At 72.7% G+C, this 22,894-nt stretch carries 20 protein-coding genes; 12 read left to right on the top strand and 8 right to left on the bottom strand.

Going from position 1 to position 22,894, the window contains the following annotated elements; all coding sequences use genetic code 11:
• Window positions 1–11 precede the first annotated feature (11 nt).
• The 7 genes from ACFV18_RS07045 to ACFV18_RS07015 all read left to right on the top strand — a co-directional run bounded on the left by ACFV18_RS07045 (window position 12) and on the right by ACFV18_RS07015 (window position 11,173).
• The gene (locus ACFV18_RS07045; protein WP_380480122.1) at window positions 12–617 is read left to right on the top strand and encodes a hypothetical protein; all 606 of its coding nucleotides are present in this window, start codon (window positions 12–14) and stop codon (window positions 615–617) included.
• A 153-nt stretch (window positions 618–770) separates the two neighbouring features.
• The gene (locus ACFV18_RS07040) at window positions 771–1,532 is read left to right on the top strand and encodes a response regulator transcription factor (RefSeq protein WP_380480120.1); all 762 of its coding nucleotides are present in this window, start codon (window positions 771–773) and stop codon (window positions 1,530–1,532) included.
• A 1-nt stretch (window position 1,533) separates the two neighbouring features.
• A complete protein-coding gene (locus tag ACFV18_RS07035; RefSeq protein WP_380480118.1) occupies window positions 1,534–3,000 on the top strand; it encodes a sensor histidine kinase in 1,467 nt (488 codons plus the stop codon).
• Window positions 3,001–3,272: 272 nt separating this feature from the next.
• Entirely contained in the window at window positions 3,273–4,811 is a 1,539-nt protein-coding gene (locus ACFV18_RS07030) for a cytochrome ubiquinol oxidase subunit I (protein ID WP_380480116.1), read from the top strand.
• An 11-nt stretch (window positions 4,812–4,822) separates the two neighbouring features.
• Window positions 4,823–5,830 carry a cytochrome d ubiquinol oxidase subunit II gene (gene cydB, locus ACFV18_RS07025; RefSeq protein WP_380480114.1) on the top strand — a complete coding sequence of 336 codons (1,008 nt, stop codon included), beginning with the start codon at window positions 4,823–4,825 and terminating at the stop codon, window positions 5,828–5,830.
• Between the two features lie 41 nt (window positions 5,831–5,871).
• Window positions 5,872–9,315: a thiol reductant ABC exporter subunit CydD gene (gene cydD, locus ACFV18_RS07020; protein WP_380480402.1), complete on the top strand. Its 3,444-nt coding sequence runs from the start codon at window positions 5,872–5,874 to the stop codon at window positions 9,313–9,315.
• A 199-nt stretch (window positions 9,316–9,514) separates the two neighbouring features.
• On the top strand, window positions 9,515–11,173 hold the full coding sequence (locus tag ACFV18_RS07015) for a GAF domain-containing sensor histidine kinase (RefSeq protein WP_380480400.1): 1,659 nt from the start codon (window positions 9,515–9,517) through the stop codon (window positions 11,171–11,173).
• 18 nt (window positions 11,174–11,191) lie between these two features.
• Here the strand turns inward: ACFV18_RS07015 and ACFV18_RS07010 are convergent, their stop codons facing one another.
• The 5 genes from ACFV18_RS07010 to ACFV18_RS06990 form a co-directional block, all read right to left on the bottom strand.
• Window positions 11,192–11,584 carry a DNA-binding protein gene (locus tag ACFV18_RS07010; protein WP_380480112.1) on the bottom strand — a complete coding sequence of 131 codons (393 nt, stop codon included), beginning with the start codon at window positions 11,582–11,584 and terminating at the stop codon, window positions 11,192–11,194.
• A complete protein-coding gene (locus tag ACFV18_RS07005; RefSeq protein WP_380480110.1) occupies window positions 11,581–11,859 on the bottom strand; it encodes a hypothetical protein in 279 nt (92 codons plus the stop codon). The genes ACFV18_RS07010 and ACFV18_RS07005 overlap by 4 nt, the downstream gene beginning before the upstream one ends.
• 61 nt (window positions 11,860–11,920) lie before the next feature.
• Window positions 11,921–12,733 carry an HAD family hydrolase gene (locus ACFV18_RS07000; protein ID WP_380480108.1) on the bottom strand — a complete coding sequence of 271 codons (813 nt, stop codon included), beginning with the start codon at window positions 12,731–12,733 and terminating at the stop codon, window positions 11,921–11,923.
• 63 nt (window positions 12,734–12,796) lie between these two features.
• Window positions 12,797–13,735 (bottom strand): hypothetical protein, encoded by a 939-nt coding sequence (locus tag ACFV18_RS06995; RefSeq protein ID WP_380480106.1) that lies wholly within the window; start codon window positions 13,733–13,735, stop codon window positions 12,797–12,799.
• Window positions 13,736–13,831: 96 nt separating this feature from the next.
• Window positions 13,832–14,248, bottom strand: a complete 417-nt coding sequence (locus ACFV18_RS06990) for a hypothetical protein (protein ID WP_380480104.1) — start codon at window positions 14,246–14,248, stop codon at window positions 13,832–13,834.
• A 264-nt stretch (window positions 14,249–14,512) separates the two neighbouring features.
• Between ACFV18_RS06990 and ACFV18_RS06985 the strand changes: the two genes are divergently transcribed.
• Both ACFV18_RS06985 and ACFV18_RS06980 read left to right on the top strand, forming a co-directional pair.
• Window positions 14,513–15,499, top strand: a complete 987-nt coding sequence (locus tag ACFV18_RS06985) for an LAETG motif-containing sortase-dependent surface protein (protein ID WP_380480103.1) — start codon at window positions 14,513–14,515, stop codon at window positions 15,497–15,499.
• 223 nt (window positions 15,500–15,722) lie between these two features.
• The gene (locus ACFV18_RS06980; protein ID WP_380480101.1) at window positions 15,723–16,592 is read left to right on the top strand and encodes a LamG domain-containing protein; all 870 of its coding nucleotides are present in this window, start codon (window positions 15,723–15,725) and stop codon (window positions 16,590–16,592) included.
• A gap of 61 nt (window positions 16,593–16,653) precedes the next feature.
• Here ACFV18_RS06980 and ACFV18_RS06975 read toward each other — a convergent pair whose 3' ends face one another.
• From ACFV18_RS06975 to ACFV18_RS06965, 3 genes are all read right to left on the bottom strand, one after another.
• Window positions 16,654–17,721, bottom strand: a complete 1,068-nt coding sequence (locus ACFV18_RS06975; RefSeq protein ID WP_380480099.1) for a ParB-like protein — start codon at window positions 17,719–17,721, stop codon at window positions 16,654–16,656.
• 309 nt (window positions 17,722–18,030) lie between these two features.
• The gene (locus ACFV18_RS06970) at window positions 18,031–18,495 is read right to left on the bottom strand and encodes a hypothetical protein (protein ID WP_380480097.1); all 465 of its coding nucleotides are present in this window, start codon (window positions 18,493–18,495) and stop codon (window positions 18,031–18,033) included.
• Entirely contained in the window at window positions 18,492–19,139 is a 648-nt protein-coding gene (locus ACFV18_RS06965) for a DUF433 domain-containing protein (protein ID WP_380480096.1), read from the bottom strand. Before ACFV18_RS06965 ends, ACFV18_RS06970 begins: the two co-directional genes overlap by 4 nt.
• Window positions 19,140–19,446: 307 nt before the next feature.
• Here ACFV18_RS06965 and ACFV18_RS06960 point away from each other — a divergent pair, with 307 nt between their 5' ends.
• From ACFV18_RS06960 to ACFV18_RS06950, 3 genes are all read left to right on the top strand, one after another.
• Complete coding sequence (locus tag ACFV18_RS06960) at window positions 19,447–20,334, top strand: LLM class flavin-dependent oxidoreductase (protein WP_380480094.1); 888 nt, start codon at window positions 19,447–19,449, stop codon at window positions 20,332–20,334.
• Window positions 20,335–20,459: 125 nt separating this feature from the next.
• Window positions 20,460–21,791, top strand: a complete 1,332-nt coding sequence (locus ACFV18_RS06955) for a hypothetical protein (protein WP_380480092.1) — start codon at window positions 20,460–20,462, stop codon at window positions 21,789–21,791.
• Window positions 21,792–21,991: 200 nt separating this feature from the next.
• Window positions 21,992–22,888: a hypothetical protein gene (locus ACFV18_RS06950; RefSeq protein WP_380480090.1), complete on the top strand. Its 897-nt coding sequence runs from the start codon at window positions 21,992–21,994 to the stop codon at window positions 22,886–22,888.
• Window positions 22,889–22,894 lie beyond the last annotated feature (6 nt).

The raw sequence follows: 22,894 nt of genomic DNA, 5'->3' as shown, positions 1-22,894 counted from the left end.
GGAGTCCTTTCATGTCGGACGAGCAGGAGCTGCTGGCCACCGCGCCGGACGCCCGCGACATCACCGCCGAGCTGGCCGCCCCGCCGCGCCGCAAGCTCCCCTGGCCCACCCTGGCGCTGGCCGGCGGCCTGATCGCCGTGCTGTCCTTCGCCGGCGGCGTCTGGTACCAGAAGGACAACAGCAGCGGCGGCAACGGCGCCCCCCGCGCCTCCAGTGGCCAGTTCCCCGGTGGCGGTCAGCAGAACGGCGGCCGCCGCGGCGGCCAGGGCGGCGGGCAGCTGCCGGGCGGCGGTCAGTTCCCCGGCGGTGGCGGCTTCACCCGCGGCACCGTCAAGTCGGTGGACGGCACCACCGTCTACCTGACCGACGCGGGCGGGAACACCGTGAAGGTCACCACCGGCGACTCCACCAAGGTCACCACCACCAAGGAGGGCAAGGTCGGCGACCTCCAGCCCGGCCAGAGCGTCACCGTGCTGGGCAGCAAGGGCGCCGACGGCTCCTACAGCGCCACCCAACTCACCGAGGGCGGCGCGGGCGGCTTCGGCGGCCGGGGCGGCGGTGGCGGTGGCGCAGGCCAGGGCGGCGGACCCGGTACCGGTTCGAGTACGACCGGATGACCAAACCCCTCTTCATTCACTTGGCGCAGCGTGCCCGGGCTAGGGTCTGTCTGACGACGTTCGATCGGGCGTGCCCGGCCGACCTCGTCCGACCGTCCCGGAAACCGCTCGGGCCGGCCCTTTTCGTCCCGGCCCTGGAGGCGGAGCAAGATCGTGTCTGGCGCAGTGCAGTCGAGCCCGTCCGCGGCGACTCCGGCGGGCGGTGAACCGTTCCTGCTGGTGGTGGACGACGAGCCCAACATCCGCGAGCTGCTGTCGGCCAGCCTGCGCTTCTCCGGCTTCCGGGTGGCCTCCGCCGCCACCGGCCAGGAGGCGCTGGACGCGATCGCCACCGAGCGCCCCGACCTGGTGGTGCTCGACGTGATGCTGCCCGACCTGGACGGCTTCACCGTCGTCCAGCGGCTGCGCGACCAGACCCAGTGGCCGGGCAGCCCCGAACACGTCCCGGTGCTGTTCCTGACCGCGAAGGACGGCACCGGCGACAAGGTCCAGGGCCTGGCCGTCGGCGCCGACGACTACGTCACCAAGCCGTTCAGCCTGGAGGAGCTGATCGCCCGGATCCGGGCGATCCTGCGCCGGGCCGGCGGCCCCGCCGACGACGGCCGCCTGATGGTGGCCGACCTCACCCTCGACCCGACCGCGCACGAGGTCACCCGCGGCGGCGTCCCGGTCTCGCTCTCCCCCACCGAGTTCAAGCTGCTGCACTACCTGCTGGCCAACGTCGGCCGGGTGGTCTCCAAGGCACAGATCCTCGACCACGTGTGGGCGTACGACTTCGGCGGCGACCTGTCCATCGTCGAGTCGTACATCTCCTACCTGCGCCGCAAGCTCGACTCCGGCCCGGCGCACGGCCCCAAGCTGATCCACACGGTGCGCGGCATCGGCTACGCGCTGCGCCGCCCGCCGAACAGCTGAGATGGCGCGTTTCTCGCTGCGGGTCCGGCTGCTGGTGCTGGCCCTGCTGCTGGTCACCACCGGCCTGGTGGTCAGCGACACCTGGGTGCTCGGCACCGTCCGCGGCCAGCTGGTCGAACGCGCCGACCAGCAACTGGAGCGGTACGCCGAGCCGCTGTCGCGGCGCGCGCCGAGCCGCCAGCAGTCCCCGGCGTCGGTGTTCAGCCCGCAGACGCTGAGCCGCCGCACCGGCCAGGCGCTGCCCAGCGAGTACGTGGTGCGCTACCTGTCCGCGGACGGCACCGTGCTGTCGGTGCTGCGCCAGCCGCTGACCGACTCCGAGCCGGCCCCGCAGCTGCCCGCGCCGACCGCCGCCGCGCTGGCGCACCGGGAGGGCGCCGAGCCGTTCACCGCGAAGGTGCCGCGCGGCAGTGAGTGGCGCTCGCTGGTGCTGCCGTTGCAGCGCACCGTCGCCACCGACTTCGGCTCGCCGCGGTACGTCCAGGTCGCGGTGCCGCTGGACGACGTGCAGTCCACCATCAAGCACCTGCGCACCACCTTCTTCACCATCGGCGGGGCGGTCCTGGTGGGCCTGGCCGGCCTGGGCGCGGTCGCGGTGCGGGCCGGGCTGCGGCCGCTGCGCCAGCTGGAGGCGGGCGCCCAGCGGATAGCCGACGGCGACCTGTCGCACCGGATGCCGGACCTGCCGGCCCGCACCGAGGTGGGCCGGCTGTCGGCGGCGCTGAACCGGATGCTGACGGACATCGAGACGGCGTTCGCCGACCGCGCCGCCTCCGAACGCCGGATGCGCCGCTTCGTCGCCGACGCCTCGCACGAGCTGCGCACCCCGCTGGCGGGCATCCGCGGCTTCGCCGAGCTGCACCGGATGGGCGCGCTGGACGACGTGGACCGGGCGATGGACCGGATCGAGTCGGAGGCGGTGCGCCTCGGCGGCCTGGTGGAGGACCTGCTGATGCTGGCCCGCCTGGACGAGGAACGCCCGCTGAACCTGGCCCCGATGGACCTGCGCACGCTGGCCGCCGACGCCCTGCACGACCTGACCGCGCTGGACCCGGGCCGCCCGGTGGCCCTCACCGGCCCGCACGGCGAGGGCGCCCCGCAGCCCGCGCCGGTGCTCGGCGACGAGGCCCGGCTGCGCCAGGTGGTGAGCAACCTGGTGGGCAACGCGGTCAAGCACACCCCGCCGGGCACCGCGGTGCGGATCGGGGTGGGCCGGGTGGACGGCAGCTGCCTGCTCGAAGTGGCCGACCGGGGGCCGGGGTTGACCGAGGAGCAGGCGGCGCTGGTGTTCGAGCGCTTCTACCGGGCGGACGCTTCCCGGACCCGCCGGGCCGACGGGGGCGGGGGATCGGGCCTGGGGCTGGCGATCGCCTCCGCGCTGGTGTCCGCGCACGGCGGCGAGCTGACCCTGCGCACCGCGCCGGGCGACGGCGCGGCCTTCAGGGTGGCCCTGCCGCATCAGCGCTGAGCTGGGCTGATGTATCGTCAGCCAGGCCGGTGTCAAGTGCCGGTCGGTACAGCGGTGCCGCCCGGCTGCGGCTTGTGACCGGCGGAACCGGCGGCAGATCATTCCATTGTCGGAAAACACCCCCCCCGTGCGAATGCACTGATAAGCATCATGGATACTGCTTTTGTGAACGTGTTCACGTTCACAAGCGGACAAGCTTGGGCAGGTTCGGCGCGGTCGCGTGCTACATGTGCCTTTTTGTCCGGCAGGCACATCCTGTGAGAGAGGGCGCAGTGGACCTAGCAGTCGCTCACGAGACCATCTCGCGATGGCAGTTCGGCATCACCACCGTCTACCACTTCCTCTTCGTCCCGCTGACGATCAGCCTGGCCTCGATCGTGGCCGGTCTGCAGACCGCGTGGGTGCGCACGGGCAAGGAGAAGTACTTCCACGCCACCAAGTTCTGGGGCAAGCTCTTCCTGATCAACATCGCCATGGGCGTGGTCACCGGCATCGTCCAGGAGTTCCAGTTCGGCATGAACTGGTCCGACTACTCCCGCTTCGTCGGCGACGTGTTCGGCGCCCCGCTGGCGATGGAGGCGCTGATCGCCTTCTTCTTCGAGTCCACCTTCATCGGACTGTGGATCTTCGGCTGGGACAAGCTCCCGAAGAAGATCCACCTGGCCTGCATCTGGATGGTCGCGATCGGCACCGTGCTGTCCGCGTACTTCATCCTGGCCGCCAACTCCTGGATGCAGCACCCGGTCGGCTACCGGATCGACCCCGTCACCGGCAAGGCCCAGCTCACCGACATCGTCCGGGTGCTGACCCAGAACACCACCCTGGTGCAGGTCTTCCACACCCTCACCGCCGCCTTCCTCACCGGCGCCGCCTTCGTGGTCGGCATCGCCAGCTACCACCTGTGGCGCGCCAAGCAGGGCAAGCAGCCGGACAAGCGCAAGACCGCCGCGATGCGCACCTCGCTGCGCGTCGGCCTGGTCATCGCCGCGGTGGCCGGCCTCGGCACCGCGATCAGCGGCGACACCCTCGGCAAGGTGATGTTCGAGCAGCAGCCGATGAAGATGGCCGCCGCCGAAGCGCTCTGGGACACCCAGGCCCCCGCCCCGTTCTCGGTGTTCGCCGTCGGCGACGTCTCCAAGGGCCACAACTCGGTCGCCCTGGAGATCCCCGGACTGCTGTCCTTCCTCGCCCACAACGACTTCTCGTCCGAAGTCCCCGGCATCAACGACATCGCCGCCTCCGAGGCCGCCCAGCACGGCGGGCAGCCCACCGACTACATCCCCAGCATCTTCGTCACCTACTGGGGATTCCGGCTGATGATCGGCTTCGGCATGACGTCCTTCGTCGCCGCGCTGATCGGCCTGTGGACCACCCGCCGCAGGTTCTGGCTGGCCCCCGAGCACCGCACCGGCGAGGACGAGCCACCGAAGCTGATGCTCACCAGGAACCGGGAGATGAACGTCTTCTTCACCCGGTGGAGCTGGCGGATCGGCATCCTCACCATGGGCTTCCCGCTGATCGCCAACAGCTTCGGCTGGATCTTCACCGAGATGGGCCGCCAGCCCTGGGTGGTGTTCGGCCTGATGTTCACCCGCGACGCGGTCTCCCCCAACGTCAGCGTCGGCACCCAGGTGCTCGGCCTGACCACGCTGACCGCCCTGTACGCGATCCTCGCCGTGATCGAGGTCAAGCTGCTCGCCAAGTACGCCGCCGCCGGCCCCAACACGGACGAGAAGCCGCCCGCCAAGGACCCGACCCTGCGCGGCCCCTCGGACGAGGACTCCGACCAGCCGCTCACCTTCGCGTACTGAGGACGGATCACATGCACCTGCACGACTTCTGGTTCATCCTGATCGCCGTCCTGTGGATCGGCTACTTCTTCCTGGAGGGCTTCGACTTCGGCATCGGCATCCTCACCCGGCTGCTGGCCCGCAACACCGCCGAACGCCGCGTCCTGATCAACACCATCGGCCCGGTCTGGGACGGCAACGAGGTGTGGCTGCTCACCGCCGGCGGCGCCACCTTCGCCGCCTTCCCCGACTGGTACGCCACCCTGTTCAGCGGCTTCTTCATCCCGCTGCTGATCATCCTGGTCTGCCTGATCGTCCGCGGCGTCTCCTTCGAGTACCGGCACCAGCGCGACAGCGAACGCTGGCAGCGCAACTGGGAACTCGCCATCTTCTGGACCTCCCTGCTGCCCGCCTTCCTGTGGGGCGTCGCCTTCGGCAACATCGTGCACGGCGTCGCGATCGACCAGGACAAGAACTACGTCGGCACCTTCTGGGACCTGCTCAACCCGTACGCGCTGCTCGGCGGCCTCACCACCCTGGTGCTGTTCACCTTCCACGGCGCGGTGTTCGCCGCGCTGAAGACCAGCGGCGAGATCCGGCACCGGGCCCGCGTCCAGGCCACCGTGCTCGGGCTGGTCACCGCGGCGCTCGCGGCGGCCTTCCTGATCTGGACCCAGGTCCACTCCGGCAACGCCTGGAGCCTGGCCGCGCTGATCGTCGCCGTCCTCGCCCTGCTCGGCGCGCTCGGCGCCAACCAGGCGGGCCGCGAGGGCTGGGCGTTCGGCTTCAGCGGCCTGACCATCGTCGCCGCCGTCGGCATGCTGTTCCTGTCGCTGTTCCCCGACGTGATGCCCTCCACCCTCAACGCGGGCTGGTCGCTGACCGTCAGCAACTCCTCCTCCTCGCCCTACACGCTCAAGGTGATGACCGTCGTCGCGGTGATCTTCACCCCGATCGTGCTGCTCTACCAGAGCTGGACGTACTGGGTCTTCCGCCGCCGGATCGGTGTCCAGCACATCCCCGCCGCCGCCCACCACTGACCGCCGTCGCAGGAGCACACCTGATGGAAAGCCAGCAGCGGATGCGTCCGATCGACCCCCGGCTGCTGGCCTACGCCCGCACCACCCGCGCCTTCCTCGCCGGCTCCGTACTGCTCGGCGGGGTGGGCGCGGCCCTGCTGGTCGCCCAGGCCGCGCTGATCGCCGACCTGGTGGTCCGCGCCTTCCAGCACGGCCAGTCCCCACTGTGGGGGCCGCTGCTCGGCCTCGCCGCCGTCACCCTCGGCCGGGCCCTGGTCGCCTGGCTGACCGAACTCACCGCCCACCGCTCGGTCGCCACCGTCAAGTCCACCCTGCGCCGCCGCCTGCTCGACCACGCCACCGCGCTCGGCCCCGGCTACCTGACCGGCCGCCGCACCGGCGACCTCGCCACCCTCGCCACCCGCGGCGTCGACGCCCTCGACGACTACTTCGCCCGCTACCTGCCGCAACTGGCCCTCGCCGTGGTCGTCCCCCTCGTCGTGCTGACCCGGATCCTCGGCGCCGACTGGGAATCCGCCGCGATCATCTGCGTGACACTGCCGCTGATCCCGCTGTTCATGATCCTGATCGGCTACGCCACCCAGGCCCGCACCGACCGCCAGTTCGCCGGTCTGTCCCGGCTCTCCCACCACTTCCTCGACGTGGTCGCCGGACTGCCCACCCTCAAGGTCTTCGGCCGGGCCAAGGCCCAGGCCGCCGCGATCGGCCGGATCACCGAGGACTACCGCCGCGCCACCCTGCGCACCCTGCGCCTCGCCTTCGTCTCCTCCTTCGCGCTGGAACTGCTCTCCACCCTCTCCGTCGCCCTGGTCGCCGTCTCCATCGGCTTCCGGCTGGTGCGCGGCAGCCTCGACCTGGAGACCGGCCTGCTGGTGCTGGTCCTCGCCCCCGAGGTCTACCTGCCGCTGCGCCAGGTCGGCGCGCTCTACCACTCCAGCGCCGAGGGCCTGGCCGCCGCCGGGAAGATCTTCGAGGTGCTGGAGACCCCGCTGCCCCGGGCCGGCCACCGCCCCGCCCCGAACCCCGCCGGCACCGACATCCGGATCGAAGGCCTCACCGTCCGGCACGAAGGCCGCACCCAGGACGCCCTGCACGAGGTCTCACTGGTGGTGCCGGCCGGACGCACCACGGTGCTGACCGGACCCAGCGGCGCCGGCAAGACCACCCTGGTGAGCGCCCTGCTCGGCTTCGTCCGGCCGGACGCCGGACGCATCCTGATCGGCGACCAGCCGCTCGCCGACACCGACCTGGCGAGCTGGCACGCCCAACTCGCCTGGGTCCCGCAACACCCCCACCTGTTCGCCGGCACCGTCGCCGAGAACGTCCGGCTGGCCCGCCCCGACGCCACCGACACCGAACTCGCCGCCGCCCTCGCCGCCGCCCGGGTCGACTTCGCCGACCCCGGCACCCGGCTCGCCGAGAACGGCCACGGCCTGTCCGCCGGCCAGCGCCAACGCCTCGCACTGGCCCGCGCGCTGCTCGCCGACCGCCCGCTGCTGGTGCTCGACGAACCCACCGCGCACCTCGACCCCGTCACCGAGGCCGCCCTGCTGGAGACCCTCGGCGGGCTCCGCCGCACCGTGCTGCTGATCACCCACCGGCCCGCGCTGATCGCCCTCGCCGACCACCACGAGCGGCTGCCCGGCGCACCCGCGCCCGTCTCCGCGCCGGTCTCGCAGCCCGCTGCCGCCAAGGCCGCGCCCCGGCCCGCGCAGCCGCAGGAGCCGGCGGACGCCGCCGAGCCGTCCTCCCGGATCCCCGGACTGTGGCTCGCCGTGCTGCTCGGCTCGCTCGCCCTCGGCTGCGCCGTCGCCCTGATGGGCACCTCCGGCTGGCTGATCTCCCGGGCCTCGCAGATGCCGCCCGTGCTGTACCTGATGGTGGCCGTCACCTCGGTCCGGGCGTTCGGCATCGGCCGCAGCGTGTTCCGCTACGCCGAGCGGCTGGTCTCGCACGACGCCGTGCTGAAGGCCCTCGGCGGGGTCCGCACCGCCGTCTACCGCCGCCTGGAACAGCTCGCCCCCGCCGGGCTCCCGCAGTTCCGGCGCGGCGACCTGCTGTCCCGGCTGGTCGCCGACGTGGACGCGGTGCAGGACCACCACCTGCGCTGGCGGCTGCCCGCCGCGATCGCCCTCGTGGTGTCGCTGGGTGCCTCCGCCGCCCTCGCCGCCCTCCTGCCGCTGGCCGGCCTGGTGCTCGCCCTCGGCCTGCTGCTCGCCGGGGCCGTCGTCCCCGCGCTGGAGCGCCGGATCTCCGGCCGCACCGAACGCCGGCACGCCCCCGCCAAGGGCGAACTGGCGACCGCCGTACTGGACACCCTGACCGGCACCGCCGAACTGACCGTCGCCGGCGCCCTCCCGGACCGGCTGCGCGCCACCCGCGGCGCCGACGCCGCGCTGACCAGGCTGGCCGGACGCTCCGCCGCCTCCGGCGCGCTCTCGGCGGGCCTGGTCGCCCTGGTGTCCGGCCTGACGGTGGTGGCCGCCGCCGCGGTCGGCGTACGCGGCGTCGCCTCCGGCGCGCTGCCCGGCGTCTGCCTGGCCGTGGTGGTGCTGACGCCGCTCGCCGCGTTCGAGGCCGTCGCCGGGATGCCCACCGCGATGCGGTTCCGCGAACGCGCCAGGGCCTCGCGCGAACGCCTCGCCGAGGTGCTGGCCGCGCCCCTGCCGGTGACCGAACCGGCCGCGCCGAAGACCCTGCCCGCCGAACAACTGCCCATCCGGGTCAGCGACCTGACCACCCGGTGGCCCGGCGCCACCCGCGACGCGCTGCGCGGCGTCGAGCTGGAACTGCGGCCCGGCCGGCGCGTCGTGGTGGTCGGCCCGTCCGGCTCCGGCAAGACCACGCTCGCGCACGTGCTGCTGCGGTTCCTCGAACCGTCCACCGGCTCCGTACGACTCGCCGACGGCCAACCCGACGCCGTGGACACCCGCGACCTGACCGGCGAGGACGTCCGCCGGGTGATCGGCCTGTGCGCGCAGGACGCGCACGTCTTCGACAGCTCCGTGCGGGAGAACCTGCGCCTCGCCCGCCCCGACGCCGACGAGTCGCAGCTGCGCGCCGCACTCGCCCGGGCCCGGCTGCTGGACTGGGTGGATGAACTGCCCGCCGGCCTCGACACCATGGTCGGCGAACACGGCGCCCGGCTCTCCGGCGGCCAGCGCCAGCGCCTCGCCCTGGCCCGCGCGCTGCTCGCCGACTTCCCCGTGCTGATCCTCGACGAGCCCGCCGAACACCTCGACGTGGCCACCGCCGACGCGCTCACCGCCGACCTGCTCGCCGCCACCGAAGGCCGCACCACCCTGCTGATCACCCACCGGCTCGCCGGACTCGACGACAGCGGCGTGGACGAGGTCCTGGTACTGGACGACGGCCGGGTGGTGGAGCGCGGCCGCTGGTCCGCGCTGGCGGCCCGGCCGGGCGGACAGCTGGCCGCGATGCTGGCCCGCGAACGGGACGCCGAGGCCCGCGAGGTGGCCGCCTGACGGGTGCCGGGGTGCCGCCCCGCCCGGAAGCACGGACGAACCCGGACCGATCGGGACCAACAGGCACACTGGTGGCATGGATCAGCCGGCCGCCGAGAACGGCCCACCGCGCATTCCCGAGATCTCCTCGCTCGGGCTGGACACCCTGGTCACCGAGGTCTCGGAGCGGCTGCAGTCCGCCGCCGCGGTGGCCGACCGGATGCAGCGCCTGCTGGAGGCCGTGGTCTCGGTCGGCACCGGCCTCGACCCGCACACCACCCTGCAACGGATCGCCTCCGGCGCCGCCGAACTCGTCGACGCCCGCTACGCCGCGCTCGGCGTGGTGAACCCGCACGGCGGCGGCCTGTCCGACTTCATCCACGTCGGCATCGACGACGACACCGCCGACCGGATCGGCCGGCTCCCCGCCGGGCGCGGCATCCTCGGCGCCCTGATCGACGACCCGCGGCCGCTGCGGCTGACCGACCTGTCCACCGACCCGCGCTCGGTCGGCTTCCCGCCCGACCACCCGTCGATGGTGTCCTTCCTGGGCGTGCCGATCCGGGTCCGCGGCGAAGTGTTCGGCAACCTCTACCTGACCGAGAAACAGGGCGGCGGCTCGTTCACCCCCGAGGACGAACAGGTGGTGCAGGCACTGGCCGCCGCCGCCGGCGTCGCGATCGAGAACTCCCGCCTGTACGAGGAAGGGCGGCGCCGCGAACGCTGGATCACCGCCGCGGCGGCCGTCACCACCTCACTGCTCTCCACCGACGAGGCGCGGATCGCGCTGACCGTCGCCGCCGAACAGGTCCGCGAACTCGCCGAGGGCGCGCTCGGCATGGTCCTGCTGCCGGCCGGCGAGAGCCGGATGCGGGTCGCGTACGCCTCCGGGGAACGGGCCGACTACCTCGCCGGCGAACTGCTCCCCGAACACGGCCTCACCCCGCGCCTGCTGTCCGGCGAGGCCGTCCACCTGGACGACCTGGCAGCCGCCCCCGAAACCGCCTCGGACAGTCAGTTCGACCGTCTGGCACGGGAGTTCGGCCCGTCCATGGCCGTACCGATGGTGTCCTCCGGCCGAGTCCTGGGCGCGCTCTGCGTGTGGCGCGGCGCCGGCGCCGCACCGTTCACCGGCACCGAACGGACCCTCGCCCAGACCTTCGCCTCGCAGGCCGCGCTGGCCCTGCGACTGGCCGAGTACCAGCTCAACCAGCAGCGCCTGGCGGTCTTCCAGGACCGCGACCGGATCGCCCGCGACCTGCACGACCTGGTCATTCAACGGCTGTTCGCCACCGGCATGATGCTGGAGACCGCCGCCCGCCGGGCCGTCGTCCCCGAGGTCAAGGAACGCATCGGGCAGGCCGTCGACGAACTCGACGCCACCATCCAGGAAGTCCGCACCACCATCTACGCCCTCCAGCACGGCGACGCCGACGACGAACCCGACACCCTGCGCACCCGCGTCCTGCGCGAGGGCAGCCAGGCCGCGGCGGCGCTCGGCTTCCGGCCCAGCATCACCTTCACCGGCCCGGTGGAGAGCCTGGTCGGCGAACAGGCCTCCCGCCAACTGCTCGCCGCACTGCGGGAGATGCTCTCCAACACCGCCCGCCACGCCCGCGCCTCCCGGGTCGCCGTCGAACTCGACGCCACCGTCCACCTCGGCCCCGACGGCCGCCCCGTCGCCCCCGACCCCGCCCGCCCCGGCCTGCCCGGCGTTCTCCTCACCGTCACCGACGACGGCGTGGGCATCCCCGACGGCGGCCGCCGCTCCGGCCTGCGCAACCTCACCCGCCGGGCCGAAGCCCTCGGCGGCGACGCCTGGCACGAACCCGGCCCCCACGCCAAGGGCACCCGCGTCCGCTGGACGGCGCGGCTGTGACCAGCTGCTGACTCGGCGTCAGACTGCCCGCACCGCGATGCGCGGGTGACACAGCCGCCGCAGATCGTCGGTGTCGCTGGTCACCACGGTCACGTGGCCGCGCTCCAGATGGGCCGTGGCGGCGAGCATCGCGTCGATCGCGTACTTGTGGCCGTGCAGGCCCTCGGCTGTCAGCAACCTGCTCGCGTCCCGTGCGACCTCCTCGGTGACGGGGCGCACCTTGGTGAGCGAGACGGCGTGGTCGAAGGCGGCCTGCGGCACCTTCGGGTCGCGGGCCTCCACCAGAGTGGCCGCGCTGGTGACCAGCAGCAGATCCAGCGTGCGGGCGGCGTCCAGCCACGTGGTCATGGAGCGGTGCCGCCGGGAGAGCTTGGAGAGCGCCTCGCTGTCGAGCACCAATGTCCCGCTCATGCGGCATCCGAGGAGGCATCCCCGGGGTGCGCGGCATGGTGGGCGCGGATGCTCTCGACCAGGGCCGCGACCTCGGCCTGGTCGACCGGGCCGTGCTCGGCCTCTGCGGCGGCGATGAACTCGTCGATGGCCTCCCGCTGCAACTGCCGCTGGACAGCCTCCTCGATGTAGGAGGAGACACCCTGCTTTCCGGCGCGCGCCCGGATCGCTTCGAGGGTCTCGGCACGCAGGGAGACGCTGGTCACCCGGGTCCGGCCGGGGCGGGAGCCTTCCATGGAAAAAGTGTAGTACTCCATGTGTGAAGGCGGGTGATCGCAGCCGTGCGGTGACGGGCCGTCAGAGCAGGGTTTCGATGACCGCGGCAACGCCGTCCTGGTCGTTGCTCACGGTGTGGCGGGTGACGGAGGCGAGGACCAGGGGGTGGGCGTTGGCGACGGCGTAGGACCGGCCGGCCCAGGCGAGCATTTCGAGGTCGTTGGGCATGTCGCCGAAGGCGATGACCTCGGTGGCGTCGATGCCGTGCTGGGCGCACCAGCGGGCCAGGCTGCTGGCCTTGGTGACGCCGGGGGCGCTGATCTCGACCAGGGGGATGGGGCTGGAGCGGGTGACTTCGGCGATCGGGCCGACGGCGGTGCGGGCGCGGTCGAGGAACTCGTCGGGGGAGAGGTCGGGGTGCTTGCCGAGCAGCTTGAACAGGCCGTCGACCCGGCCGGAGGCGAGGAGTTCGGCGGCCGGGCCGACCGGGTGGTCGTTGTCGGACTCGCCGTGGAAGACGGTGTACTCGGGCTCCCGCGCGAAGCCGTCCGGGAACTCGAACGCGAAGGCGGTGCCGGGCAGTTGGGCGCGCAGCCGCTCGACGGCGGTGAGCGTGTCGGCGCGGCCCAGCGGGCTGGTCTCCAGCAGTTCGCCGCGCCGGACGTCGACCACCGCGCCGCCGTTGGAGCAGATCGCCACGCCGTGGCCGCCGATGTGCGGGCCGAGGTGGCGCATCCAGCGCGGCGGGCGACCGGTGACGAACACCACCTGCACGCCGGCGGCCTCGGCGGCGGCCAGTGCGGCCGCCGTCCGGGGGGAGACCGTCCCGCCGGGGCACAGCAGGGTGCCGTCGAGGTCGGTGGCGATCAGGCGGGGGCGCGGGGAGGCGGTCATCCGTCCATCTTCGCGCACTTGTACGGGAAGTGGACCCGCCCCGGGTGGGGCGGGTCCGGGGTGTCAGGCGGCGGCGTTCAGGGTGAGTGCCGCGGTGTGCAGGGTGCCGCCGGTCTGGAACTGCAGGAACAGCCGCCAGTCGCCGGCCTTCGGCAGTTCGGCGTGGAACGACAGGGTCGGGCCGCCGCCCTGGGCCGTGACCCCGGTCTCCGGGTGGAGGTGCGCGAACGCCTGGTCACCGGCGTGGAAGGCGGTCAGGTGGGCGTACGTCTCTAGGTAGGGCTCCAGGTCGGTGACCGGCTTGCCGTCCTTGCTGACGGTGACGGTCAGCTCCCCGGCCGCGCCGGCCTTCGGCGTACCGGCCACCGTGATGCTGTAGCCGTCGACGGTGCTGGTGGCGGCGGCCGCCGGAAGCGGCACGGGCGTGGCCTGCCCGGCCACGGTGGCGGTGCGGCTGAGCACCAGTCCGGTGCCCTTGCCGCTGCCCGCGCCGGGGACGAACGAGGCGTACATCCGCCAGTCGCCGGGCTGCAGGGCGGCCAGCGGGGCCGTCCAGGTGCCGTCGGCGGAGCGCGTCGGGTGCAGGTGCTGGAAGCCGGACAGATCGGAGCGGATCGCGTAGAAGTGCATCTCCTTGGTCTGCTCGGGCTGGTACTCGGTCAGCACCTTGCCGTCCGGGCCGGTCACGGTGAACCGGTACTCGTTGCCGGCCAGGCCGCCGTCGAGGCGGTAGCCGCCCTGCTCGGCGGCCGGCCCGTCGGCGCTGTGGGCCATGCCCGGCATGCCCGCCATGCCGTCCGGGCCGTGGCTCATCCCGGGCATGTCGTTGGGCATGTCGTGCCCGGCGGCGGAGCGGCTCGTGGACGGCATGGTGCCGTGATCCATGCCGGACATCGCGTCGCTGCCGCAGGCGGCCAGCGTCAGGGCGAGCGCGGCGGCGGTCGCGGCGGCGGTCGCGGTGGCCAGCAGGGTGCGGCGGGTGGTCGTGGTGGTGCGGGTCATCGGAGTTCGCTCCAAGGTGCGCGCGCACCTGCGGTGCGCGTTCGCGGACAGGACGCGGCGCCCGGCGGCCCCTGACGGGACGGCCGGGTGGCGCCCTCACCTGCGGGCGACGCAGACCCGGGTCAGCAACTCCCGCCCGCTGTCCGGCGGTGACCGGCCGGTCCGGGCCCCGCCCGTCCGGAGTGGTCCGGCGACGGCGGGCGGCTGCGGGTGGCTCCACGGCGCGGCGGCGGACGGGGCGGCCAGCGGCGACCGGTCGCGGGCCTGGGTGGAGACGCAGTCGGTGGAGGTCCGGTCGTGCGCGCCCGGCGCACCCGCGGCGATCCGGCCGCCCCCTTCACCGGCGTGCGCCCCCGGGTGGGTCATCACCGCGGCACCCTCGGCCCGGTGGCAGCCCGCGGCGCTCGCCGGGCTTCCGTGCATCAGGAACAGCCCGAGCAGCAGGGCGCACAGCACCGCCCACCGGGCGACCGTCCGCCCGGCGGGGTCCGTCGCCCGCCCAGTGCGCTCCATCCCCGCCACGATACCCCCTCCCCGTATCGAGCCCAGGTTCCGCGCGGAGGGCCTCCGGTCCTTTCCGGCGAGGCGTCGGATCCCCTGTCGGGCAGAGCCGGTACGGATGCGATCGGCCGTTGCCGTCCGGTGACGGATCGGCGATTCGCAGCGGACATCCGCTCGACAGAATTCTCTTAACGGCGCTCGCCCGACAGGGGAGACGAACAAGGGCAACCGCCGCATCCACCACTCACCGTCATCAGTTCCTGGGGGGAACTTCCGATGTCCGTCCGCACCCGCCGCACCCGGCTCGCCGTCCTCGCCGCCACCGCCGTCCTCGGCGCCACCATTCCCGTCCTCGGCGGGGCGACCACCGCCTGGGCCTGCGGCGACGACCAGCCGGCTGCCGCCGCGCCCGCCTCCGCCCCGGCCGCGTCCGCCTCCGCCTCCGCCCCGGCCGCGCCCGCCTCCGCCCCGGCCGCGCCCGCTCCGGCGGCCGCCCCGGCCGCGGACGTGAAGCTGCGCGTCGACTCGATCTGGCGGGATGCCGACACGATCACCGCAGGTGGTGCGCCTGTGCAGATCGGTGTCGAGATCAGCAACGGCGGCACGGAGACCATAGACGGCGTCCAGCCGTTCCCCACCTTCTTCAACGACTCCGGTGACCCGAAGAGCATCCTGCACCCGGAAGACCTCGTGCTGGAGGTCAAGACCGGGGGCGCCTGGAAGACCCTCCCCATGAAGTGGGGCTGCGACCCGACGCTGCGCGGCGACTACTCCTCGCTCGCCACCGACCTGGCGCCCGGCCAGACCGTCAGGTTCGTTTTCCGCCTGTCCGTCACCACCCACTCCAACGAGGCGCAGCAGAAGATCGACGTCAGCGTGGGCGTTCGGGCCGGCCAGGTCGCCCCGATACCCGGCAAGGGGTTTGTCCTGCCGATCGTCCACCCGGCTGCCCCGGCCACCCCGGCGCCCACCGCCACCAGCAAGGCCCCGAGCACCCCGGCCGCGACCCCGTCGGCGCCGACCACCCCGGCGCAGACCCCGGGTGCCAAGGACGCCGCCGGTCCGGCCGTCGTTCCGGCCGCCCTGCTCGGCAGCACCACCCCGAGCCCGGCCTCCGTCCCGGCCGGCACCGGGAACCTCGCGTCCACCGGCGGCGGTTCCAGCAGCACGCCGATGCTGATCGGCGGCACCGCCCTGGTCCTGCTCGGTGCCGGCGCCGTCGTGTTCGCCGCCCGCCGCCGGGCCGCCGCCCACCGGGGCTGACCGGTCCCGGATCAACTCCCTCCGCCCCGACGCCGATTCCGGTGCTCGGGGCGGAGTGCTGCCTGGCGTTCCGGTTCGCGTGTTCGAACCGGGCCGCCTAGAGTTCCGCCGACAGGCAAGCGGACGGATCGGGGAGAACGTGGCGGGCAGGCGGGCGGCGGGTAGTGCGGGCGCGACCAGAGAACCGGCGGCCGGGGGAGCGGAAGCGGCGTACTGGCGGGCGATGGCGGAGGCCGACGCACGGGAGGCCAGCCGCAAGCGGACCCTCGGCATCACCGCCCTGGCCACCGGCCTGGTGACGGTCGGCGCGATGGTCGCCGTCGCCGTGATCGTCACCGACCGCGCCGACGATCCGTCAACGCCCAAGACCGCCAAGGCCGGTGTCGCCGCGTCCGCCGAAGCCAAGCCCTCCGCGAAGGCCCCCGCCGGCCAGGGCGGCCAGGGTGGCTCCGCCGCGGACTCCGCCGCTTCGGTGCCCGGGCTGAAGCTCGGCAGCGCCGCGAAGGTCGGCGCTGCCGACGGCCGCGACGGCAAGGCGCTGCAACTGACCGGCAGCGGCGACGGCTACGCCGAGGCCGCCGACGCCACCGTGGACACCACCAAGGACTTCACCGTCTCCGCCGTGGTCCGCAACGACGCCGCGAGCGCGTCGAAGGCGGCGCTGTCGCAGAACGGCGAGCAGTTCTTCTCCTTCTACCTGGGCCGCGAGGACTCCGGGAGCAACAAGAACCGCTGGGTCTTCAAGGTGCAGACCGCCAACGAGGCCGGCAAGAGCGCGCTGGCGGTGTCCACCGCGACCGCCGCCACCGGCCAGTGGACCACCCTGACCGGCGTCTACAACGCCAAGGCCAAGAGCATCTCGCTGTACGTGGACGGCACCCTCGCCCAGACCACCGCCGCGCCGTCCATCGTCCACGGCACCGGCCCGCTGGAACTCGGCCGGGCCCGCTCCAAGTCGCAGTGGGCGGACGCCTGGAACGGCTCGATCACCGGCGTCCAGGTCTGGAAGAAGGCGCTGACGGCCGAGCAGGTCTCCAAGGCCGCCACCGGCAAGGCCACCGAGGCCCCGGCCGCGAGCCTGCTCGGCTCCTGACCGACTCCGGGCACGAGGGAGGGGGCCGGCGGGACACCCGCCGGCCCCCTCCTTTCGTTGCTCAGCCCAGGCCGTTGACCTTCTTGTACTCCAGCGCGTACGCCAGCTTTCCCGGCTTGGCGTCCGAGTACGGCTTGGCCAGCTTGTCGAACTCGCCCTTGTCGGCGGCCTTTCCGGCGTTCCACTGGCTCAGCGCGCCCAGGTCGGCGGCGGTGAAGCCACTGCCGATCACGGTGTTCTTCGGCAGTGCGGCCATTGTCCGAGTGGTGCTCTTCACGGCGGCCAGGTAGCTGGTCAGGTCCGAGCGGTTCCAGCCGGACAGGTCGACCGGCGCGGTGTCCCGGATCCAGCTGCCCCAGTAGAACTCCTGGAACGGCACCGAGTTCTGGGTGTAGCCGATGTCGCGGCCGAAGTAGAGCAGGCTGCGGTACGTGTCGTCCTGGAAGTTGGCCAGCCCGACCGAGGTGGGCAGCTTGTTGATCTTCACCGGGTTGCCCTGCGGGTCGCTCAGGTACACCCACTTGTTGGCCTGCATCTGCGCCCAGAAGTCCTTCTGGGTCAGCGTGCTCAGGTTCGCCAGCACCTTCAGACGCACGTGCAGGTTCGCGCCGCCGTCCGGGGTCTCGTAGAACGAGGTCAGCGTGTGATGACCGTCCGTCAGGAACGGCTCGCCGCCCGGGCCGATCACCACCGTCTTCATCGCGGCCTCGCTGTCCGCGGTCTCCCCGCCGACCGGCAGCGCGCAGGTGAACGAGGACGGGTCGTCCAGCCGCGCGTTCGACTGCACGGCGGCCGCCTCGATCCGGCCGTCCGCCTCGCACCAGTCGCTGAACTTCTTGTTGACCGCGTCCTTGCCGAGCGTGTACCGGCCGAGCTTGTAGTACACCTCGTCGTAGCCGAGCGACGGCTGGGTCGGGTGCACGTCCCCGATCCGCACGTCCAACAGCTCCCCGGGCCTCGCGCACAAGTAGCCGGCGAACGGCGTGTGTCGGTTGTCGTGCCCGCAGAACGACGGACGCTGCCCCGGCGCGCCGGGCGCGGCCACCGCGCCCGGCGCCGTCGCGGCGACACTGACCAGGGCCGCACCGACCGCCAACAGCGGTACCGCGGAAGGGACTCGGAATCGCATGACACTCCCTGCGAGCATGGCTGGATGTGCCCGAGAGCGTCCCAGCGGACGGCCAACACCCGGCATCACCGCCATGGCCTCCCGGAGAACGCGGGCGAACGATCCCTGGCCCGGACGCCGGGGGCCCCGGGCCGAGGCCGACCTGGGACGCGCACGCCGCCGGCCCGCGCAGCAGCCATTGGAAGGCCACGTCAGCCGTCTGCGGATGCGCGGAGTTCGTGGTTACCGAAGGACGCAACGGCTGAGCGCCGCCGGCTGTCTGTCGATGCCCCTGCGGCCGTCGACAGACAGCCGGTTCTCGCCCTGATGTCAGTGGTTCTGTGAGTCGGCCGGCCAGAATTTCGGTGGCACGCTGGCAGGATCCACGATCCGCAAGCGGCTCTGCTGGGACGGGTCGACCGCATTCAGCGAGATCAGGCGCTGGCCGTCTGCCTGGTCCAGTTCAGCCAAGGCATGGGGCAGGCCGGCACACACTGTGGCGATGGCAGCACCGAGACCCACCAGTCCACCGTGCTTGTGGTTCTGGCGAAACTCGATGCGATGCAGGCCCGACTCGGCGATGGCGACGACCTCGAGTGGGCGGCTCAGTTGCTTCGTGTCATTCGTGACAACGACCTGAAAGCCATCCGCTGCCGCGCGTGCGTAGAGGTCGATGTCTCTGGTCCCCGCCCAACCACTGAGGTCAGCCACATGCTCGACGACGTGCTGCTTCAGGAGCAATCGCACGATCCGTGCCATGGGGAGCGGCACGTTCTCGTCCAGTAGAAGCTTCAAGACGCTGCCTGCCGGATCTCCACTCCCTCGTAACTGTCGACGTAGTCGGCGAAGTCCGCTGCGTCACGCGCTGCCTCTGCTGTGACGCCGGGGTAGTAGTCGCCGATCTGCTCCGGTGGTACGCCGTCCCGTAGGAGCGCGGCAACCTCTGTCGCCGGGATACGTGTCCCCTCGACGACCGGCTCGCCGCCGCGCACGGCAGGGTCGATGGACACGTGAGGCCGGGGTTCGAGGAGATCCGGGATTCGCCGCCCCCCCCGGTAGAACGGCGCGAGCACGTCCACCATGTCGTGGATCACGACATTGCCCTTGCCCCGTACGAGGTCCACCGCGTGGTCCGGGTCTGCCAGGTAGATCGTGTCCCCGCCCGCGACCAGTCGGTAGGCCGAGAGATGCTGCCGTTCGTCGAGGTCCTCGCGCAACGTGCTCAGTGCCCGTCTGATCTTCTGGAGAGACGCCTCCTCGCGGAGACGGACACAGGCGCGGAGAGCAACCACATCGCGAAAGGAGTAGAGGACCGGACGAGATGCCGAGATCTCCGGCACCAGGACAGCTCCGCGCTCGCCGGTGGCCCGCCGCCAGTGGGACAGCTGCCGCAGAGTCGCACCGGACAACGCGGCAGCCAGCTTGGGCTCGTACGACATGCGACACCTCCTTGACTTCGGGCGACGACTCGACGCTACTCCATCGTCCCGTGCAGGTATCAGGCCTGCCGACGTTTCACCCGGACGGGGTGACCGGGGAGGGACGTTGCGGTCAGCTGTGCTTCCGTCCGCCGGTGTCGGCGGCGAGCCCACGGAAGTGCTCGCCGGTCACGAGTACGGCTGCTCGGGGAATCTGTGTGGCACAGCGATCTGCGTCGGCACACGAGCACCTCACCCGCGCCGCCTCACCGCACCGAGCTTCGGTCGAACCCTCGCCCACCGGCCCGGGCGACGTAGGGTCGGGGCCATGCGCTTGAGCACCGTGATTCTCCCCATCCACCGGTGGGCCGAAGGACAGAAGATCTGGCAGCGGGCCGAGGAACTCGGCTTCCACGCGGCCTACACGTACGACCACTTGAGCTGGCGGAGCTTTCGGGAGGAGCCCTGGTTCGGGTCGGTGCCGACGTTGACGGCGGCGGCGTGTGCGACGGAGCGGATTCGGCTCGGGACGTTGGTGACGTCGCCGAACTTTCGGCATCCGGTGACGTTGGCGAAGGAACTGATCACGCTGGACGACGTGTCCGATGGGCGGGTGACGCTCGGGATCGGGGCCGGTGGGACGGGGTTCGATGCGACGGCGCTCGGGCAGGAGGCGTGGTCGCCGAAGGAGCGGGCCGAGCGGCTCGGTGAATTCGTGCCGCTGCTGGACGAGTTGCTGCGGCAGGACGCGACCACGCGGGAGGGCGCGTACTACTCGGCGGTGGAGGCCCGGAACATTCCCGGCTGTGTGCAGACGCCCCGGGTGCCGTTCTACGTGGCGGCGACGGGGCCGCGCGGCCTGCGGCTGGCGGCGGAGTACGGGCAGGGCTGGGTGACGTACGGCGACCCGAAGGCGCCCGCCGATGTGCCGGTGGAGCAGGCGCCCGCGGTGATCGCCGGGCAGATCGCGAAGCTGACCGCTGCGTGCGAGCAACGGGGCCGGGACGTCGGCGAGTTGGAGAAGGTGCTGCTTCAGGGATCGACCGCCGAGCAGCCGCTGCAGTCCGTGGACGCCTTCGTCGACTGGGCGGGAACGTACCGGGAACTGGGAATCACCGAACTGGTGGTGCACTGGCCGGTCCCGGACTCGATCTTCGCGAACGATCTCGACGTCTTCGAGCGGATCGCCACCGACGGTCTGCGGCAGTTGAACTGAACGGACGGCAGGTGAGGGCCCGCCCCGCCCGGTCAGGGGCCGCCGAGGGCGTGGTCGGACGGGAGTCCTAGGCTCGGTCGCAGCCCGGCGCAGGTCCGGGGCGGTGGCCTCTGAAGGGGGTACGGATGAGCGGGGACAACAGAGGTCCCGGGCAGCAGCCCGGCGGGCAGTGGGGCCAGGGACAGCCTCCCGGGCAGGGCCACTGGCCGGGGTACGGGCAGCCCGGCGCGCCCGGCGGCGGGTGGGGGCAGGGCCCCTGGGGGGCCGTGCCGCTCGCACCGAAGCCGGGCGTCATCCCGCTGCGCCCGCTGTCGTTCGGCGAGATGTTCGGCGCGGTGTTCGACACCATCCGCCGTTACTTCAAGGCGCTCTACCTGCCGCTGCTCGCGATAGCCGGCGTCGGCGCGGTGCCGGTGACGGCGGTCTCGCTGTTCTTCGTGGGCGACCTGCGCGACGCGCTCGACCGGATGCCCGACGACGGGGAGGCGGCGACCCGGCAGCAGCTGTGGGACCTGATGAGTCCGATGCTGCTGCTGCTCCTGACGCTCGGACTGGTGCTGCTCGCCCTGTCCGTCGTGGTCGCCCCGCTGGCCACCGTGGTGCTGCGGGCGGCGACGCTCGGCCGTCCGATGACGGCCCGTCAGGCCTGGGCGGAGGCGCTGCCCAAGCTGTGGCCGACCGTGCTGTCCCTGGGCGCGGTGTTCCTGCCGATGACCCTGCTGGAGCTGGTGGCGGTGGGCGGCCCGATCGGCCTCGGGGTGCTGACCGACAACCCGCTGCCGATGCTGGCCCTGCTCGTGCTGCTCCCGGCGGTCACGATCGGCGCCGTGTTCGTCTCCATCCGGTTGACGCTGCAGGTGCCGGCGCTGGTGCTGGAGGAGACCACGCCGATCGGCGCGATCCGCCGGGCCTGGCGGCTCAACGCGGGCAACTGGTGGCGCAGCCTGCTGCTGAGCGTCCTGGTGGCGTTCGCCGGCCGGATCGCGGCCAACATCGTGACCGCTCCGCTCGGACTCGTTCTCGGGGCCTTCATGCCGGCCGCCGCGGGCAGTGGCGTCGACTCGCAGCAGGAGGCTGTGGCGCCCAGCAACGGTGCGCTGACCGCGCTGGTGGTGATCGGCGCGCTGGTCGTGCTGCTGTTCACCGCGATGACGGCGCCGCTCACGCCGCTCGCCAACGGCGTGATGTACATCGACCGCCGGATCCGCAAGGAGCGGCTCGACATCGCGCTGGCCGAGGCCGCCGGCATCCGACTGACCGACCCCGCCGCACCGCCCGCGCAGCCGGCCCAGCCCGCGCAGACGGCCGGCCAGCCGAGCCCGTCCGCTCCGGCGGCCCCGGCGGAGCCGCCCGCACCGCCCGCGCCGACCGCGCCGGAGGACCGGGCCGAACCGTCCGCCGATGCCCCGTCGGGACCCCCTGCTCCGTCCACGAAGGATGACTTGGGCGCGAGCTGATCCGGGCAGGGTTGCGTTTCGGTCACGGCCTGTCCGATTGGCTCGGGATTGCGCCAAATCGACCTCGCAACCGTGTTGTTGACGACTGCACAGGGCTCCCATAATTCGTGCACCGCATGGTGGCACCGGTGTTCGAGCCGGCCGGGGGGATGGCTCGTGGGTGCCGTGCGGTCGTCCATGCGCACTCTGGGGGGAGACCCTTGTCCGTTTCCGAACCGACCCCTGGTCAGGAGTCGGCCGCCGAGCCCGCCGACCGGCCGGCGGTCACCGAGCCCAACCCCGTCGCCCCGGCCCAGGCCCCGGCCGACCCCGAGCAGCCCGCCGAGCCCGCCGAGCCCACGGGGCCGCCCGCCGCAGGCCGCCGCGGCCTGCCCCGGGCGGCCGGCGTGGCGCTGGCCGTGGCGGGCCTGCTCGCGGTGACCGCGACCAGCGCGGCCGTCACCGTCGCGGTCGGCAAGCCCGACCCGGCGAAGCGGGTGGCCGCCGCCCCGGCCGCCACCGCCAGCGCCTCGGCCAGTGCGAGCGCCTCGCCCAGCCCCTCGCCCACCCCGAGCTCCACGCCGAGCGCCGCGCCGCGCCCGTCCAGCACGTTGCAGGGCAGCGTCTCCGGCGGAAAGCACAGTGGCGACCTGCGCTACTTTCTGCTGCCGGTGCCGGACAACGCCGACCCGTACGGTTCGCCGGACGGCGCGATGCTGAGCACGGACGACCTCCAGGCGCAGTACAAGGACAGCGTCGACATCAAGGAGGTGCTGGACTCCTGGGGCTTCAAGGACGCCGCCGGCCGCACCTACCGCCTCCGGGACGGCAAGACCGAGGTGCGCTCGGAACTCAAGCGCTTCGGCCGCGCCGACCGTGCGCAGGGCTTCGCCGACCACTCGGGCTACGGCGACAACTCCTTCGACATCGACGGGGTGTCCAACGCCAAGGGCTACATCTTCAAGCCCAAGGAGCAGGCGTACACCGGTGCGCTGATCGGTATCGGCGTGGTCGGCGACGTGGTCTACGAGATCACCGTCGAGGTGCAGGGCGACCCCGACAAGGCGCTGCTCTTCGACGCCATGAAGCGCGAGCGCGACCGCCTCACCAACGGCTGACGGCCG

It is taken from the genome of Kitasatospora sp. NPDC059673, assembly GCF_042734215.1.
Taxonomy (GTDB): Bacteria; Actinomycetota; Actinomycetes; order Streptomycetales; family Streptomycetaceae; genus Kitasatospora.
The sequence above is the reverse complement of the archived record's forward strand: the minus strand, read 5'-3'. Positions and strand labels throughout refer to the sequence as shown.

Bases quoted from the DNA above. Each gene is read 5' to 3' on its own strand.
- ACFV18_RS07045 (WP_380480122.1), top strand. From the start codon at position 12: ATGTCGGACGAGCAGGAGCTGCTGGCCACCGCGCCGGACGCCCGCGAC.
- ACFV18_RS07035 (WP_380480118.1), top strand. From the start codon at position 1,534: ATGGCGCGTTTCTCGCTGCGGGTCCGGCTGCTGGTGCTGGCCCTGCTG.
- cydB (WP_380480114.1), top strand. From the start codon at position 4,823: ATGCACCTGCACGACTTCTGGTTCATCCTGATCGCCGTCCTGTGGATC.
- cydD (WP_380480402.1), top strand. From the start codon at position 5,872: ATGCGTCCGATCGACCCCCGGCTGCTGGCCTACGCCCGCACCACCCGC.
- ACFV18_RS07015 (WP_380480400.1), top strand. From the start codon at position 9,515: ATGCAGCGCCTGCTGGAGGCCGTGGTCTCGGTCGGCACCGGCCTCGAC.
- ACFV18_RS07010 (WP_380480112.1), bottom strand. From the start codon at position 11,584: ATGAGCGGGACATTGGTGCTCGACAGCGAGGCGCTCTCCAAGCTCTCC.
- ACFV18_RS07005 (WP_380480110.1), bottom strand. From the start codon at position 11,859: ATGGAAGGCTCCCGCCCCGGCCGGACCCGGGTGACCAGCGTCTCCCTG.
- ACFV18_RS07000 (WP_380480108.1), bottom strand. From the start codon at position 12,733: ATGACCGCCTCCCCGCGCCCCCGCCTGATCGCCACCGACCTCGACGGC.
- ACFV18_RS06995 (WP_380480106.1), bottom strand. From the start codon at position 13,735: ATGACCCGCACCACCACGACCACCCGCCGCACCCTGCTGGCCACCGCG.
- ACFV18_RS06990 (WP_380480104.1), bottom strand. From the start codon at position 14,248: ATGGAGCGCACTGGGCGGGCGACGGACCCCGCCGGGCGGACGGTCGCC.
- ACFV18_RS06985 (WP_380480103.1), top strand. From the start codon at position 14,513: ATGTCCGTCCGCACCCGCCGCACCCGGCTCGCCGTCCTCGCCGCCACC.
- ACFV18_RS06980 (WP_380480101.1), top strand. From the start codon at position 15,723: ATGGCGGAGGCCGACGCACGGGAGGCCAGCCGCAAGCGGACCCTCGGC.
- ACFV18_RS06975 (WP_380480099.1), bottom strand. From the start codon at position 17,721: ATGCGATTCCGAGTCCCTTCCGCGGTACCGCTGTTGGCGGTCGGTGCG.
- ACFV18_RS06965 (WP_380480096.1), bottom strand. From the start codon at position 19,139: ATGTCGTACGAGCCCAAGCTGGCTGCCGCGTTGTCCGGTGCGACTCTG.
- ACFV18_RS06960 (WP_380480094.1), top strand. From the start codon at position 19,447: ATGCGCTTGAGCACCGTGATTCTCCCCATCCACCGGTGGGCCGAAGGA.
- ACFV18_RS06955 (WP_380480092.1), top strand. From the start codon at position 20,460: ATGAGCGGGGACAACAGAGGTCCCGGGCAGCAGCCCGGCGGGCAGTGG.